This is a genomic window from Pseudoalteromonas sp. NFXS53 (genome assembly GCF_056629255.1).
Map to the genome: position 1 here is coordinate 205,423 of NZ_JBWVBR010000001.1, position 16,199 is coordinate 221,621.

The 16,199-nt window shown below is 39.8% G+C and carries 14 protein-coding genes; 8 read left to right on the plus strand and 6 right to left on the minus strand.

What is annotated here, in order from left to right; translation table 11 throughout:
• Positions 1 to 321: 321 nt before the first annotated feature.
• Positions 322 to 2,364: a beta-propeller domain-containing protein gene (locus AC1HJP_RS00820; RefSeq protein WP_480359720.1), complete on the minus strand. Its 2,043-nt coding sequence runs from the start codon at positions 2,362 to 2,364 to the stop codon at positions 322 to 324.
• A 174-nt stretch (positions 2,365 to 2,538) separates the two neighbouring features.
• Here AC1HJP_RS00820 and AC1HJP_RS00825 point away from each other — a divergent pair, with 174 nt between their 5' ends.
• Genes AC1HJP_RS00825 through AC1HJP_RS00840 form a run of 4 tightly spaced genes read left to right on the plus strand, consistent with a single transcriptional unit; the run spans position 2,539 to position 5,790 of the window.
• The gene (locus AC1HJP_RS00825) at positions 2,539 to 3,474 is read left to right on the plus strand and encodes a MipA/OmpV family protein (RefSeq protein WP_480359722.1); all 936 of its coding nucleotides are present in this window, start codon (positions 2,539 to 2,541) and stop codon (positions 3,472 to 3,474) included.
• Complete coding sequence (locus AC1HJP_RS00830; protein ID WP_480359723.1) at positions 3,464 to 3,874, plus strand: DUF3019 domain-containing protein; 411 nt, start codon at positions 3,464 to 3,466, stop codon at positions 3,872 to 3,874. Before AC1HJP_RS00825 ends, AC1HJP_RS00830 begins: the two co-directional genes overlap by 11 nt.
• Complete coding sequence (locus AC1HJP_RS00835; RefSeq protein ID WP_480359724.1) at positions 3,874 to 4,563, plus strand: response regulator; 690 nt, start codon at positions 3,874 to 3,876, stop codon at positions 4,561 to 4,563. The genes AC1HJP_RS00830 and AC1HJP_RS00835 overlap by 1 nt, the downstream gene beginning before the upstream one ends.
• A 6-nt stretch (positions 4,564 to 4,569) precedes the next feature.
• Positions 4,570 to 5,790: an ATP-binding protein gene (locus AC1HJP_RS00840; RefSeq protein WP_480359725.1), complete on the plus strand. Its 1,221-nt coding sequence runs from the start codon at positions 4,570 to 4,572 to the stop codon at positions 5,788 to 5,790.
• An 86-nt stretch (positions 5,791 to 5,876) separates the two neighbouring features.
• Here AC1HJP_RS00840 and AC1HJP_RS00845 read toward each other — a convergent pair whose 3' ends face one another.
• From AC1HJP_RS00845 to AC1HJP_RS00855, 3 genes are all read right to left on the minus strand, one after another.
• Positions 5,877 to 6,416: a hypothetical protein gene (locus AC1HJP_RS00845; protein ID WP_480359727.1), complete on the minus strand. Its 540-nt coding sequence runs from the start codon at positions 6,414 to 6,416 to the stop codon at positions 5,877 to 5,879.
• Between the two features lie 125 nt (positions 6,417 to 6,541).
• On the minus strand, positions 6,542 to 6,955 hold the full coding sequence (arfB, locus tag AC1HJP_RS00850; protein ID WP_138479322.1) for an alternative ribosome rescue aminoacyl-tRNA hydrolase ArfB: 414 nt from the start codon (positions 6,953 to 6,955) through the stop codon (positions 6,542 to 6,544).
• A 138-nt stretch (positions 6,956 to 7,093) separates the two neighbouring features.
• Entirely contained in the window at positions 7,094 to 7,396 is a 303-nt protein-coding gene (locus AC1HJP_RS00855) for a hypothetical protein (protein ID WP_480359728.1), read from the minus strand.
• A 123-nt stretch (positions 7,397 to 7,519) separates the two neighbouring features.
• Here AC1HJP_RS00855 and nhaR point away from each other — a divergent pair, with 123 nt between their 5' ends.
• The 4 genes from nhaR to AC1HJP_RS00875 all read left to right on the plus strand — a co-directional run bounded on the left by nhaR (position 7,520) and on the right by AC1HJP_RS00875 (position 11,043).
• Positions 7,520 to 8,413, plus strand: a complete 894-nt coding sequence (gene nhaR, locus AC1HJP_RS00860) for a transcriptional activator NhaR (protein ID WP_138479318.1) — start codon at positions 7,520 to 7,522, stop codon at positions 8,411 to 8,413.
• An 83-nt stretch (positions 8,414 to 8,496) separates the two neighbouring features.
• Positions 8,497 to 9,441, plus strand: coding sequence for a class I SAM-dependent methyltransferase (locus AC1HJP_RS00865; RefSeq protein WP_480359730.1), 945 nt, complete (start codon positions 8,497 to 8,499; stop codon positions 9,439 to 9,441).
• A 481-nt stretch (positions 9,442 to 9,922) separates the two neighbouring features.
• Entirely contained in the window at positions 9,923 to 10,387 is a 465-nt protein-coding gene (locus AC1HJP_RS00870) for a GNAT family N-acetyltransferase (protein WP_390443411.1), read from the plus strand.
• A 287-nt stretch (positions 10,388 to 10,674) separates the two neighbouring features.
• Positions 10,675 to 11,043 carry a response regulator gene (locus AC1HJP_RS00875; RefSeq protein ID WP_480359732.1) on the plus strand — a complete coding sequence of 123 codons (369 nt, stop codon included), beginning with the start codon at positions 10,675 to 10,677 and terminating at the stop codon, positions 11,041 to 11,043.
• A gap of 68 nt (positions 11,044 to 11,111) precedes the next feature.
• On the opposite strand, the gene AC1HJP_RS00880 is transcribed toward AC1HJP_RS00875, so the two are convergent.
• Both AC1HJP_RS00880 and AC1HJP_RS00885 read right to left on the minus strand, forming a co-directional pair.
• Entirely contained in the window at positions 11,112 to 13,259 is a 2,148-nt protein-coding gene (locus AC1HJP_RS00880) for a prolyl oligopeptidase family serine peptidase (RefSeq protein ID WP_480359734.1), read from the minus strand.
• A 414-nt stretch (positions 13,260 to 13,673) separates the two neighbouring features.
• Positions 13,674 to 15,950, minus strand: a complete 2,277-nt coding sequence (locus AC1HJP_RS00885) for an aminotransferase class V-fold PLP-dependent enzyme (protein ID WP_480359735.1) — start codon at positions 15,948 to 15,950, stop codon at positions 13,674 to 13,676.
• Between the last annotated feature and the right edge of the window lie 249 nt (positions 15,951 to 16,199).

The window sequence follows — 16,199 nt, forward strand, 5'->3', positions numbered from 1 at the left end:
AAGTGATGTACTTTCTTTTCCCTTGAAAAGATGAATTTATAAACTAATCGCCCGTATTAGTTTATGAGTATCGATTCAGTTAAAGAGTACGCTTTAGGCGGAGGGTTTTCTCAGTTTCCCTCCGCCTTTTTTATACCCCGTTTTTCTCTTTAAACATGTAAAGCCCCTTTACAAATAAATAGATATTTTTGACGAAACGAGAGTTAGTTCTAGTCCCTCAAACAATTGAGGGTTGGGTATTCCTGTTTTTCAGAATAAAAAAAGCTGACAATAGCCAGCTTTGGTAATACCCAATTAGGGCATTATGCGTAAACTTTATTGTTAGAGTGGACCTTTATTGTCACTCGGCGTTTGCCATAAACTATGCCAGATGTAATTGCCGTGAATGTAATATAAATCATCGCTATGAATTACAGCCCTGTCTAATCCACCCCATACATATGGCGCGGTCTCAGCGCTAATACTTGAATAATCTACTTTGCTGCTACCAAGGTAATTAAGTGCTGGCGCTTCTGTTGTATCTATTTCAAATGAAGCAAGCTCGCTCACTCTATGCCATAAATATGAAGTGCTGTTATCAGATTGACTTTGCCATGTCTCGACAGGCATGGTGAATCGTAATACACCTGAGCCAGTCGCCAAAAAGCTGAGTGATTTATAGTCCCACTCTGCAGGGGTGTAAGCATTTGCAAATACCTTCTCATTAACGATTTTCGGATTTGTGATATCTGAAATATCAAATAGTGTGACTTTGGCGCCATTTTCAACCTCTTGCGCATTTGGAGCTTGCCAATCTTGAATATTTTGTCCGATACCAAGCAGTAAGTTTTCACTGACAGGGTGTAAGTAGGCTGAATACCCAGGAATTTCTAATGCGCCTGCAATTTTAGGCTTTGTTTTATCAGCTAAATCGACAACATAAAGAGGGTCTATTTGTCTAAACGTCACGATAAACGCTCTATCTTCAGAAAAACGAACTGCATAAATATTCTCATCAACTAAGCCCTGCTCATTGGTTTTGCCGATGGGAGTGGGATGCGTATCGTTAGGCAGTTTTGCAATGGGCGCTAATGAGTTCTCTTGTTGTTGTAAAACAAATAACTGATGTTTAAATGGCGAGAAACCAGCAGACTCGTCAAAAGGTAAATTAGTTGTGGTGACAATACGCAAATCGTTATTAAATTCGCTGAACCTTAAATTCTCTGGTCCTCTGCCTAAGTGCCCTTCGACAGCGCCTGTTGCTGTGTACTCTAGGGTATCGGTCAGGTCAAACTTATGAATAACGGTTTTTACTGTATCATCTTGAGATACAGTACCGTGTGTATAAAGTGCATTCTCTGAAGCATATATCCCATAGATATTCGTGTTGATACAAAGCGACTCTCTTTGTTCAGGGTTACTTAAATTAACCTTAGTAATGGTAATAATACTGTCGAACCCATCTTTATCTGATGCATCAGATGAAATATAACAGTTATCTGGCGTGACCAACTCTTCACTATTCTGATTGGCTGTATTAACAATGTTTGGTGTCAGTTCAGCGAGTTGCACTTTACTGAGGTTTTGATAGTTTGCCAGCACAGTCGCTTCATCACTATTACTCGTATCAAATCCAGTAAAATTAGGATGGTAGTTGCTCACTAGATAAAGAGACCCATCAATAACTCTGCTATCGATTAATCCCCCTTCAATTTTAAATTGGTGCTTGATGGCGGCTTGACTAGGTTGACTGACATCAACCAGGCTTAACTCAAATTCATTATCACCGTAATAGAAAAATGGCTCTACAGTCGCTGCTATGTCATTTGCTATGGGGAATGAAAAGTAGCTAGGTGAATAATTTAAAATAGCGAGTGTATTATCATGGAGGTAGAGCTGTTGGTCTGAACTGTGTACGTCAGAATAAGTCAGGTTTTGTATAGGGTTCATTTCGCCCTTTTCATTGCGTTGCATGATACGAATATAGTTTTCACCTTCATTTGAATCATGATCTATATCGTTAAATGAATTTGCAGCAATAAATAAAAACTCACCGTCATATTTAATTCTGTCAGCTTCATCAACATTTTGCTCTTGTTGGTTTGTTTGAGAGAAGTCTTCTGATGTTGAAGGCGAAGCAGTTGCATCGTTTTCTGGAGCATCATAGTTAGAAAGGCGCGCTTGATAACGTTTGAATAATCCGTTCTTAAGGTTTTGAGAAAATTGAAACTCAGATGCTTTGATAAGTGGCGCTGCCGATACTTTTATATCATTTAATTTTGGAATCTTTTGTTCATCTATTGGTGGCGTATCTGTGCTATTACTACCTCCACAGCCGATTAAAATACCTAATGTCAGTGAACTGAGTAAAAGAGAACGTTTCACTTTGGGCTCCTTGAAAGTGATTAAGTTAAAAGTCGTTGTGTGTTTTTTAATCTTAATCAGCCTGCCTAGAATATCTGTTATTTTAGCTAGGCGAATTGTTATTTAATGTAACCGAGCATAGAAAAATAACTTAGGAGTGGTAAATTATAGTCAGGGAAATAGAAGGGTTTGATTTTGAAAGCTTCTTTAAAGTATTTATTGCTGTTGGCTGCGTTAACGACGTCCAGATTAGGTTTAGCTGCTGAGTCTGCAACTTGCTCGCAAGCCAATGAGGAATGTATTGAAATTGGTCAATGGCAGGTGTCGCTAGCCGTTGGGGGCGGTGTACTGACAAACCCTTTGCAAGGTGGCGAAAATATCCCTCTCATTGTGGTGCCTTATGTCAGTTACTACAATGAACAGTTTTTTCTTGAAAACACCACACTTGGTTATACATTTCAAGAAGCTGAACACTTTGACATAAGTGCTATTTTAGAACTCAATGGTGAGCAAAAGCATTTTAATCGGCTGCATGCCGGTAATATTATTGGCGTTGATGGTGCGCTCAGTGAAGGTGGAAACTCTGAAGTCCCAACTTCTCCTGATTCGAACGGGTCTGAAGACCTTTTCCCTGATACAGATAAACCTGCTGAACCAAAACGTCTTCCAACTTTAGATGATATTGCCAAGCGCGATTGGGCTATAGATGCCGGTGTACTTGCCCATTGGTATATAGGTAAACAGCATAAAATAACCGCTCAGTGGTCACATGATGTCAGTGGCGTTTATAAAGGTCAGTATATTAAAGCCAGTTATAAATACCAGCTTCCCGTTTTTGACTGGCCTGCGAGATTACAGCTTTCTGTTGGGTTTGACTGGCAAAGTGCTGAGCTTCTTGACTATTACTATGGTCTAAATAGTAAAGATAACGTAGAGCAAGCGTACTATTATCAGGGTAAACAAGGTGTGTCACCTTTTCTTGGGGTGGTATTTAATTACCGGATTAATAAGCAATGGCAGTTTAAATTCAGTGCCAAGCGTGCTTTCTTATCGAGTGCGATAACTGATAGCCCATTAGTGAATGATAAGCACCAAGATTATGTATTTATCGGGGGGCTTTATGAGTTTTAGTCGCCTATTATTCATATTGGTTTCGAGTTGTTTATTCGCCTCTCTTGCAAATGCGCAAAGCGCTTCTGAACATGATAATCAATATGTGACCTCCCTTGCTATAAAGCCTATCACCTGCGTTGTGAAAAGTTTAGGTGAAGCATGCCAAATGAAAACGAACGTGACTTGGCAGTCACCTGTGCCGCAGAGTGTGTGTTTGTTTCAGGATAAACAGCAACTGAAGTGTTGGGCTAAGCAAAATCAAGTATCTGAAATTTTTGATGTGACACTCGAAAAAACCATGGTATTCAGCTTGCGTGATAAGAAGCAAAATACATTAGTTGAACAAACCATCAAGGTGCATGCATTGAGTAGTCGAAAGTATCGCCGAAAGTTAAAGTCTGATTGGAGTTTATTTTAATGTCTAAAGTTATTTTAGTTGAAGACGATGTTCGCTTAGCCACTTTGACTGCGCAATTTTTAAAAGCAAATGGGTTTGAAGTAGAGATGATCCATGATGGGGCTGACGCTGCTAAGCAGATCATTGCTATGCAACCTGATATCGTGATTTTAGATATTATGCTACCGAATCAAGATGGGTTCAGTATTTGCCGTGCCATTAAAGACGAATATTCTGGGCCTGTATTGTTTTTAAGTGCCAAAGATAGCGACTTTGATCAAGTCAAAGGACTCGAGATTGGGGCAGACGATTATGTTATTAAGCCTGTTGAGCCTTTTGTGCTATTAGCGCGTTTAAATGCCCTACTCCGTCGTTGTCAAAATAAGCCAGTAAATCAAGATTCTCTAACCCTAGGTACATTACAAATAGATAAATCAGATCGCCGAGTTTACCTTGATAGCGAGGAGGTTGAGCTAACCAGTTATGAGTTTGATTTATTGTGGGCGCTAGCAAGCAACGCGGGTGAAACTCAAAGCAGAGAGTTTATCTATAAACATGTAGTAGGCAGAGAATATGATGGACTTGATCGCAGTGTCGATGTGCGCATTTCACGTCTTCGCAAGAAGCTAGGAGATAACCTAGAGCAACCATTTAGGCTCATCACAGTATGGGGTAAAGGCTACTTATGTTCGAAGTCAGCTTGGGATTAATCAAGCGTGGTTCGTCTTCTTATTAGTCTCTACTTGGTAGTCATAACCAGTATTATTGTTATCAATCAAGCCAGTGACTATGTTTGGCAAAATTGGGTAACACAAGCCCCAGATGAACTTCGTCATGCCAAACAAGTTGCTAATGTCATGCGGGCACACATTACCTCGCCAGCACAGCTGCAAGCGAGTTATCAGGGGTTAGATATTGATAGCATCGCTTGGTTAGACGAGCAGCGCACTCAATTATTAAATGGTGAAGTGCTGACAACCTATAATGAGCAGGGTCAGGCATTATTGAGTTTTTTACTTATTGATAATTATACCTTAGTTCAACTAGGGCCATTTTTACCCTCAGAACCGGCGTCGAATAAACTATACCTTTTCAAATTCATCTCTTTTCTGGTGTTAGGGTTATTGTTGATTGTTTGGTTAAGACCTTTATGGCTAGACCTGATGCAATTTAAGGGAGTTACAGAACAATTAGCGCAAGGCAACTTAAATGTAGAACGAAAGACTTCTCGCTTTTCTGCCATTTCTGATCTCACCGAGCAATTTCATATTATGGCGCAAAAAGTCGCTAATTTGATGACGGATCAAAAGCAGCTCGTTAATGCGGTTTCTCATGAACTTCGTACTCCGCTTGCGAGATTAAAATTTGCGTTGGCTATGCTACAAAGTGCACAGCCTGAGCAAGTTTCTGGTATGCAACAAGATGTTCAAGAGATGGAGTCATTAATCGATGAAATGCTCAGTTACGCACGTTTAGAAATCGCGGGTGAGCAGTTAAGTTGTGAAGAGTTTAATCTATCAGAGCTAATGCAGGCGCAGCTTGATAAGTTGCAAGGGCATAGTAGTAAAGAAGTTACCGCATCTATTTCATCAGGTATTAAAGTCAATGCCAATGCGCATTACCTTGCTCGTGTATTACAAAATTTACTGCAAAATGCTGATAAATATGGTGCTAGCCAAATTGATGTATCTCTGAGAGAGGTTGAACAGCAGGTGATTATTGTGGTTGAAGATGATGGTGAAGGGGTAGCAGAAGACCAATACGAGAGCGTGTTTATGCCTTTTGTTCGACTAGAAAAGAGCCGTAATAAGCACCTTGGTGGCTATGGGCTTGGTTTGGCCATAGTGAAAAAAATAGTGAGTTGGCACAAAGGGCAATGTGTGGTCGCAAAAAGTAAACTTGGTGGCGCGAGTTTCGTGATCACTCTACCAAAATGAGCTTTATCACAGTTAGAAAGGAAAGATTTAGAAGCGTTATCAAAAATATCAAAGGCCTTAATTAAGGCCTTTTTTGCTAATACAAACTATTCGAATTCTAAGGTGATGTAATTTGTGACGAATGGGTCAATGGTAATCGTACCTGTTGCATAGGATTTTCTGTCAACACCTCTGGTTTGCGCTTTAATGTAATATTTACCAGCAGGCAGCGTAATATTCTCATTAAAGGTCGTATCAAACTTAGTTCTTGTTTTTATTAACCAGCCTTCAGGTGAGTACTCATATAAGTAAGCTTCGAATGCGACATTACCAATACGAGGGTGAAAAGATCGTCCTATTTTAAGGATTGTTTTTTCGTTTGGATTACGCTCTGCTTTAGTTATGGTTGTTTGTCCATAATCTCGCGACGTTTTTTCAGCTGTGATAATAGAGATGTTTTCACTGCGAACCGAATAATTACCAGATTGATTGGGTGTGTTTGTTACAGGAGATGATGGGCTTGTAGAACCAAGGATACCGTTTATTGCACCGTTAACGCCGTCTTTAACTGTGCGCTCAACGGTCGTTGTTGAACAGCCTGATAGTACAGTCATAGCGGTGAATAATAACGCGAGTTGAGTCTTCATATTTCTTCCTAGTCGTTTTGGCTTACCTTAAAGTTCAAAAGTACACACTTTTGAATGCGTTATTATTAAACAATTTACCCGTTATCTGCAATAAATAATATCTAAAATAGGGGCAAGGAGTGTATTTAGTAATCAACGCGCTTGCGAAGTTGTTTTGTTTGGCCTTTTTTGACTTTGCTATCGACGCGTTTACGTTGTGAGCTTCGGGTAGGTTTTGTATCCCTTCGTGCCTTTTGAACTTTAATCGCATCTAAAATAAGGGCTTTTAAGCGCTCTAATGATTCTTCTTTATTCATTTCTTGGCTACGGTGCGACTGCGCTTTGATGACAATGACCCCCTCTTTGGTGATCCTAGAGTCTTTTAGCGCAAGTAGCCTTTCTTTATAAAATTGTGGCAACGATGAACGTTTAATATCGAACTTTAAATGAATGGCGGTTGATACTTTATTGACGTTTTGACCCCCAGCGCCTTGGGCGCGGATCGCGCTGAACTCTAATTGCCAAGCTGGAATTTCAACATTGTTGGATAAAACTAACATGTCACGTCTCGAGGTTTTTACTTAATATTAAGAGTTTAACATGTTGGCAGTAGATGTTTGCAGTTTTGAAGATATGTCGTGTCCAAGCAATTGTTTAAGAAAAATCACGGCATCCATGCCATGGCAAGTGCTTGGGAATTAGTGGCCTAGTTGGTACTTATGCGCTAATTGTTGTTGTGAATACTGAAGAGCGCGTTTTGTTGCTTGTAATAAGTCTTTACCCTTGGCTTTAATCTGCATACTTGGCAAGCCTGGCAATAATAACTCAATGCTGCATTGCTTCATGCTGGTGGCTTTATCTTGATGTATGTCTTTTACATTGATAGTAATTTTACGGATGTTTTTACTGTACTTAGACAGCTTGCTATTCACCAGCCGTGAAATTTGCATTTTTGTCGCAGCATTTTGTAATTTGTCTTGTAGCGTCAAAATTAGTTTCATCGTGTAAATTCCAATCAGTTTATAAAGTTTTATCGCGATATATTGCAGCGATGGAATTAATCTACTAATGTAATAGAAAAGAAAAAAGCTGATTAAATCTTACTTAGGGTTCGGTGAAATCGAATGATTACTAACATTAATTACAACCACCTCTACTACTTTTGGCAAGTAAGCCGCCATGGCAGCATCGCGGCAGCCAGTAAAGTGTTACATCTGACACCACAAACGGTCAGTGCACAAATTACCAGTCTTGAACATCGACTAGGTAAACCATTATTTTTACGTGAAGGGCGAGGTTTACGACTCACTGAGTTTGGTCAAGTCACTAAACAGTATGCCGATGATATGTTTGCCATTGCCGAAGAGTGGCTGGAGACGACTCAAGGTGATATGAGCAATGTCTCTAAAACGCTTAGGGTAGGTATCTCCGATTCCTTACCTAAATCTTTGGTATCTAAATGGTTAGCGCCTTTGATTGAAAACGAACGTATTTCGAATTTACATTGTATTGATGGCCAACAAGCGGAGCTACTGGCGCAAATGGCAACCCACAAGCTTGATTTGGTATTAGCCGATAAGCCATTAGATAGCAGTCTGCCGTTTAAGGCTTTTTGCCATGAGATAGGCAAGAGCCAACTGGGCTTTTTTGGTAAAGCCAGCTTACAAAGCAGTGTACAAACGCAATTCCCTAACTTACTGAGTGAGCTGCCTGTCATTTTACCAGCTAAAACCAGCCCGGTGACAAGCGCGATTAAGTTTTGGTTAGAAGACCTAGAGTTAGAGGTATCTGTAGCGGGTCACGTTGATGACAGTGCATTAATGAAAGCATTAGGCGAACAAGGATTTGGTATTTTCCCTGCGCCATTGTCAATTAAGCAGGAAATCGAAAAAGCGCTCGATGTGACTTATTTGGGTGCAATTGAAAATGTTTACCAGCATTATTATGCATTTACACCTGATAGACTCATTAAAGATTCTATTTATTCAGAGTTTGTGAAAAACGCACAAAGTTGCTGAACAAATAAGCTTGGGTTAAAGAAATTAGGGGCTTCGTGTTTTTGTGAGTACAATACGCCCCTATTTACTTTTTTGAGCCCGTTATGCAGTCCTCAGCAATCTCATTCCTTGATTCTCATCTTGCTAATCTTCCTCCCTTGCCGAATGAAGTAAGGCGTTTATTTCACGGCCGAGGTAAAGCGTTTGAAGGGCTTGAGCAAATAACAATTGACTGGCTTGATGGACAAATCTTGATTTCAATTTTCAAAGAAGTCGATGAAGATTTTCTGTCCGTGTTAAAACAGCATATTACTGCATGGTTGCAGATAGATGCATGGCAGGCGCAAGTCAAAAGTGTATTGTTACAGTATCGATTTAAAATGAGTTCACCGATAGAAGTGGTTTTTGGTGAATTAACAGAACAGCAAAATGTCATTGAAAACGGATTGAAGTTTCAGCTCGATTTGGGTCAAAAGCAAAATAACGGCTTATTTTTAGACATGCGCTATGGTCGTAAGTGGGTATTAGAAAACAGTAAGAATAAGCGTGTTTTAAACCTTTTTGCCTATACCTGCGGTTTTTCAGTTGCAGCCATTGCTGGTGATGCTCAAAGTGTTGTGAATCTTGATATGGCCAAAGCGGCACTGTCAAAAGGCAGGGTGAACCATCAATTAAATGAGCATGATTTGAGACAAGTCCGATTCTTAGGGTATGACTTATTTAAATCTTGGGGGAAAGTCAAAAAGTTCGGACCTTACGACTTGATTATCATTGACCCGCCAAGTTTTCAAAAAGGCAGTTTTGCACTGACCAAAGATTATAAAAAGATTTTACGTCGTTTACATGAATTACTGAGCGAAAACGGGCAAGTACTTGCATGCGTGAATGATCCTGATCTGACTTCTCAATTTTTAATTGACGAAATGGCGGAACATGCACCTTCAATGCGTTATCAGCACCGTTTAGACAACCCGCCAGAGTTCATTGATAGTGATCCAGAAGCCAGTTTAAAAAGCTTATTATTTGTTTTAGATGGTAAATCAGAGTGAATCAAAATGCTTTTTATTGTTTAAATTTTAAGTGTAAAGCCCCTTTACACTTAAAATCTGATGATTAGATCACGATTATTCTAACTCAGGCTATGAATATTAAACGGGTTGTTTTTTTTAGTCTTACTTGAAGTTATTCAAGGTGATTTCTAGGTACTGACTTACAATTCTTTCTTAGAGAAGAAAATTCACATTATTTTTTAGAATTAAATTGAATTTATTTAAACAATCGAGGGTCAAACTTCAGCTATAAACCGAAATTTTACTAACTTTAACGATTTTATTTGATTGATAGATCAAATTTTTACTAACTGTAGCGTCGCTTTGAGATGCAGTTAACAAGCTAAAGCATTGTGCTTTCTGATCTACATTAACTTTTAAGTTAAATAGTTGTTTATATCGGTTAAATTAACTTGTTCATTTTAATCAAGCAGGTATAGTTTATGGCTGCTTTTAGATATCAAATAGGATTTGACGTAATATGCAATTAGTCGATTTAAACCCAGAAGATCCCAATGTCATTGAATTATTTGCGGAGATCGATCGGCTGATGAATACGCTCTACCCTATTGCCAGTGATCAGTCTCTTGCGCTTTCTGAATTACGCCAACCCAATGTGCGTGCTATCGGTTTATTAAATGAAGATGGCATTGTTGCTTGTGGTGCGATTGTTAAACAGTTTGATAAAACGCTATATGGTGAGTTGAAACGTTTATATGTAAAACCCGCTTATCGAGGTAAGGGGTTATCTAAGCGTATTATGCAAACCCTGCTTCATTATGCCGGAGAAGCGCAAATCCCTCTTATGCGCCTTGAAACAGGTAGTAAGCAGGCTGAAGCAATCAGCTTATACGAAAGTTTAGGTTTTAAGCGATGTGAGCGTTTTGGTCTTTACCGAGATAATCCGCTGAGTGTTTTTATGGAGCTCCCACTTAGTAAGGCTTAAGTCTTACAGCGCAGTAATCTGTAATCAGCTGTAATGGCTTTATCGCACTTTTTGCAGTAATTTCCTTCCTTGTATTCTATATTTATACCAGTCCGCAATAACACTTAGTCATTTTAAGGGATTAAACCTGATGATAGCTGCGTTAAAGATTTCTCATTTAGAACAACTAAATAGCGAAATCTTTGCCTTGCTACCAACCAGGTTTTCTTGCCTCAAAATAGACTACTTAGTTAAGCTGATTGGTATTATTTTTGATTGTTTGACTCTAAGTAGGGAGACTTTTGACGATGAAAGTACTCGTTGTTGACGACATGGCCGCGATGCGACATGTAATGATGAATATGTTAAGGCATGTCGGTTTCGAACATTTAGATGAAGCTATTGATGGTTTCCAGGCGCTAGGGATGCTAAAAAATGCCTCTTACGATCTTGTGATCACCGATCTCAATATGCCCAAAATGGATGGTCAGCAATTACTTAAATCGATCCGCAATGATCAAAAATTAAAAGACACGCCTGTGATCATGGTGACTTGTGAAAACGACAAGCAAAAAGTACAGCAAGCTTTATTAGAAAAAGTCAGCGGATTTATCTTGAAGCCTTTCAACTTACAGACACTTGAAAAACAACTTTCAAGGCTAAGAGAGGCGGTTTAATTTTTCATTTCATAGAATAAAAAAGAGCACCATCAGGTGCTCTCAATCTCTTCTTGTTTAAGCAAGCATTAAAGCTTAGTCACACCCATATTATGTAATGTGAACCCAAATATATCGGCGTATTGGTCGATGATCTTGCTTGTCGGTGTACCTGCACCGTGACCTGCATTCGTTTCAATACGAATAAGCGTTGGATTTGAACCCGTTTGCTTGTCTTGCAGTTCTGCTACAAACTTGTAAGAGTGAGCTGGTACAACGCGGTCATCATGATCGCCAGTCGTTACAAGTGTCGCTGGATACTGTACACCCGCTTTCACATTATGAACTGGCGAGTAGTTTTTAAGGTACGTGAACATCTCTTGGCTTTGATCTGCTGTGCCGTAGTCATATGCCCAACCTGCACCTGCTGTGAAAGTGTGATATCTCAACATATCAAGTACACCAACGGCTGGCAGTGCAACTTTAAATAGCTCTGGACGCTGCGTCATTACAGCACCGACTAATAGGCCACCATTTGAACCGCCATTCAGAGCAAGCTTCTTACTTGACGTATAATCTTTGTCGATTAGGTATTCAGCTGCAGCAATAAAGTCATCAAATACATTTTGCTTCTGAAGCTGTGTACCTGCTTTGTGCCAGTTTTTACCATATTCACCACCACCACGAATATTTGCTACCGCGTAAACACCACCCATTTTCAACCATGCAGCACGAGAAGAGCTGAATGAAGGCGTAAGACTGACGTTAAAACCACCGTAACCATACAGAATCGTTGGGTTTGAACCATCAAGTTCTAAGCCTTTCTTGTAGGTGATGATCATAGGCACTTTCGTGCCGTCTTTTGAGGTGTAGAATACTTGTTTCGACTCGTAGTTGTCAGGGTTAAAGTTAATCTCAGGCTTTTGATAAACTTCAGACTTACCAGATTTGATATCAAACTTATAAGACGTGGTTGGTGTTTTATAGTTACTGAAAGCATAATATAAAACTTCGTCATCTTTCTCACCGCCAAAGCCGTAAGCTGTGCCTACACCTGGTAGTTCAATCGTACGAACTAAATTACCTTTTTTATCAAACTGTTTTACTTTAGATACGGCATCAACCATGTATCTTGCAAAGATATAGCCACCACCCATACTCGGGCTTAGCACATTTTCAGTTTCTGGAATAAGGTCTTGCCAGTTAGCTGGTGCAGGATTGCTCGCATCAACAGTAACAATGCGCTTATTCGGTGCGTCAAGGTTAGTAACTAAGGTTAGCTTACTGCCTTCGCTATCCATGACATATGTGTCTGAATTGGTGTGATCAAGGATAGTAACTAGCTTACTGTTTGGCTTAGTTAAGTCTTTGATGAATAACTTGTTGCCTGAAGTTGAAACGCTGGCAGAAATAATAAGGTAATGTTTATCTTTGGTAACGCTCGCGCCGACATAACGATGTTTTTCGCTTGCTGTTGCACCATAAATTACTTTATCTGCAGACTGAGGCGTGTTTAGTTGGTGGTAATATACTTTGTGCTGATCAGTTTTTGCTGATAACTCACTGCCTTTTGGTTTGTCGTAGCTTGAGTAATAAAAACCCTCATTACCGTACCAAGAAATACCACTGAACTTCACATCAACTAAAGTTTCACCAATTTGTTTTTTGGTTTCAGTGTCTAATACAATGACCTTACGCCAGTCACTACCACCTTCAGAAATTTGGTAAGCAACCTGTGATCCGTCCTCTGTAAAGCTAATGCCCGCTAAAGATGTTGTACCATCTTCACTGAACGTATTTGGATCTAAAAATACTTCAGGCTCGCCATCTTCAAGTTGGCGATAAAGTACATATTGATTTTGTAGGCCATCATTTTTGTAGAAATAAGTATATTTGCCTTTTTTAAATGGTGTGCCGATTTTTTCGAAATCCATTAACTCGGTTAAGGTTTCTTTGATTTGGTCGCGGTAAGGGATATTAGCTAGGTAATCAAACGTTGTGTTATTTTGCGCTTTTACCCACTCTGCCGTTTCTGCACTCATATCATCTTCTAACCAACGGTATGGATCAGCAACTTGTTGGCCGAAATAAGTATCGACCACGTTATCTTTACGTGTATCAGGGTAAGAAACTTGTGTTTTATTTTGAACTGCCACGTTTGAATCAACTTGTTCGTTTGAGCTATTACAACCTGTCAGTGCGATTGCCACAGACAGTGCTAGTGCTTGCTTTAGCATAGTGTATCCCTTATTTATTTTATAATTTATCTCGATATTTCATCTTTGGTTGCAAGTATTCATTTTAGCGATAAGCAAGTGTATTGGCTTTGCTATTATGGAAACGAAACCTGTGTTTTAACCTCTCATTAGCGCATGTCTTTTAATAACACGATGAATTATGCAAAGGTTTGAAAAATCGAAATCTTCATCTTCGCCAGACTAGTAATCACTCTAAAGAGCGCTAGAAGGCTAGATTTAAGTGATGTTATCACTAGGAATAAATGCTGAGAAGTAAGATGAGATGAAATTATTTCTTATAAATCAATAGTATATTTTTCTATTAACATTGATTTACGAATACACAGGAACTGTAAAGGGGGTTAACAAAGTGATGAGCGTTTTACAACTCATCACTTTAGGGGAATATGGGTGCTATTGCGCTAAAGCGTAGCCTCCTTTTAAATGAGCAACATGCTCAAAACCAAGTCGGACTAGTGCTTGTGCAGCAACCGAAGAGCGACTACCACTACGACATACAAGCACCAAGGGTTGGTTTTTGTTTAGTCGTTGGAGTCCAATGAAGTTTACAAGTCTGGTTAATGGCACGTTTTTATCAAATTGTTGCGCATGGTTTAGTGCATATTCATGTGATTCTCGAATATCAATCAGTTGTACGTCTTTAGTGCTGTCTAAATGAGCTTGCAAGGCGTCAGTATTTAACTCTATGTAGCTATGCTTTTGCGAGCAATTAGTCAGCGCACCACACATAATTTCTTGGTTGGCCTGGTCATGAATATGGCTATCGAGTTCAGTCTTTTTGCTCATAAACTCTGTAACTGATATACGTTGACTTACAACGTCTGCCAATAACTGATTACGCTGCGTTTCTGCATTTAGAGTTGTGACAAACTCATTGTTATAGTCATGGCTAGGGCATAGCAGGCTATCTTGCTCTAATAAGCTACTTAGTAACTGTAATGATTGATACATTTGAGACGCATCACTGCTTTCAAAGTTTGTTCTACCTAGTGTGCCCATTAAAATTAAATCACCGCAGAAGGTATAAAGACTATTGAATTTACCCGCCTTTAGCTCTGCTTTATGGCAAAGCGCCAAAGAGATACTGTCTTGTGTATGGCCTGGCGTGGCAATTTTGACTAATGCGAATTTCCCTACATCGATAAACGGCAAAGTCAGTGCATCGACTGTTACAACGTGACACTGGCTAGGCCAGCCTAGGTGATCAGTCACTTGGTCTTTTAATTCATTACTTAACAGTTGCGTTCTAGCTGAAGTATGATCAGCATGACCATGTGTGTCTATAACCGCTTTTAAAGTAAGGCCTTGGCATTCTAAAACGGTCAATAAGCGCTGAGTGAGTTCTTCTAGTGGCTCTATAATGATTGCCTCTTGGCTTTCACCATCGACAAATAGCCAGCAGCAACTACCGCCTACTTTGAACTGCACTAATCCATCGAGTTTTGACTTATTGTCTAAGTCCCCCATGTTTACTAAGCAACTATGGCCAAGCGCTTTAGCACAGTATGCTATGCGTTCACAGGCTGCATCTATCTCAGTTTGTGTGGCTGCAGGACCAAAAGATAGACGTATTGCGGCTTCACTTTGTGCTTGGGGCAGTCCCATTGCATCAAGCACAAAACTGCCAGTTACTTTCGAACTACACGCAGAGCCTGAGCTGACACGAATATTGGCAGCATCAAATAAATCTAAGATCTCTTTGGCACTAAACCCTGGGATCGCGAAGTTTAATGTAGTTGGAACACTGCACGCAAAGTTATTGTTAAACACAATGGTAGGAAATGCTGTTGTTAACGCTTTTGCAAGTTGGTCGCGGTAATCGCATAGTGTTTCTTTGGTTGCGAATACTCCCCTACCCTGCCCAAGTAGTTCATCGAAAATCACATTCAGTGAAGCTAAGCCTGGTAAGTTTTCAGTACCTGAGCGTAACCCACTCTCTTGCCCTCCCCCTGCGATAAATGGCGTAAAAGGCGCTTGTTCACGAATATAGACAAAGCCGATGCCTTTCATTGCATAGAGTTTATGACCGCTAAACGGCGCGTAATCGATACTCGTATTCGCGATATCCAGTTCAACTTTACCGAGTGCCTGAACGCAGTCAACCATCCAGTATGTCTTGGGGTTATTGCTTCTGATCACGGTTTCTAGTTTAGCTAAGTCTTGCTCTGCACCGGTTTCGTTATTGACGGCCATGGTGCAGATCATCAAGGCGTTGGGCACTTCTTTGGCAATAAAATCTAAATCTAACATGCCATCTTTATTAACTGGGATGGCTTTAATTTCAGCATGGATATCGAGGATATGATTCCAGTGCTTTAGAGATTCTGGTACGGCTTTATGCTCAGTTGCGCCATACAAAATACAAGGCTTTTTATTCGAGCAGTAGTTCTGTTTCGCTTGATAAAGCGCAGACAATATGGCCGTTTGGATCCCTTCGGTTGCGCCACTGGTAAAGATAACTTGCCCGCTACTAGCACCTATTACTTTACGTGCTTTACTACGAGTTTGTTCCATTATTTGCTTAGCTTGAAGCCCTGTAATGTGGCTACTGCTCGGGTTACCAAATTGGGTCTGCATGGTTGCAAGCGCAGCTTGTGCGGCCGCTGGTAATACGGGGGTGGTTGCGTTGGCATCAAGATAGATTTGATTCAATTGCTGCTGCTCAGTCATGACATAGCCTTTATTTATATAAAAATGCGCCTATATTGCATTTTGTTATATCTAATTACTTAAAGGAATATTAAGGGGTTTTTGATGCTTATTCAACCATAAAGTTTTTAAGGGGTTGCTGTTATTCCGAAGCCGTGTAGCGACTTTGTATTTTGATCAGAAGTTCATGTCTATATGTTTTGTTTGTGAATGAGTATGAAAACGATATTGAGGAGATAGCTGAGCCCTAAAAATAGGCTGTTAATTTAA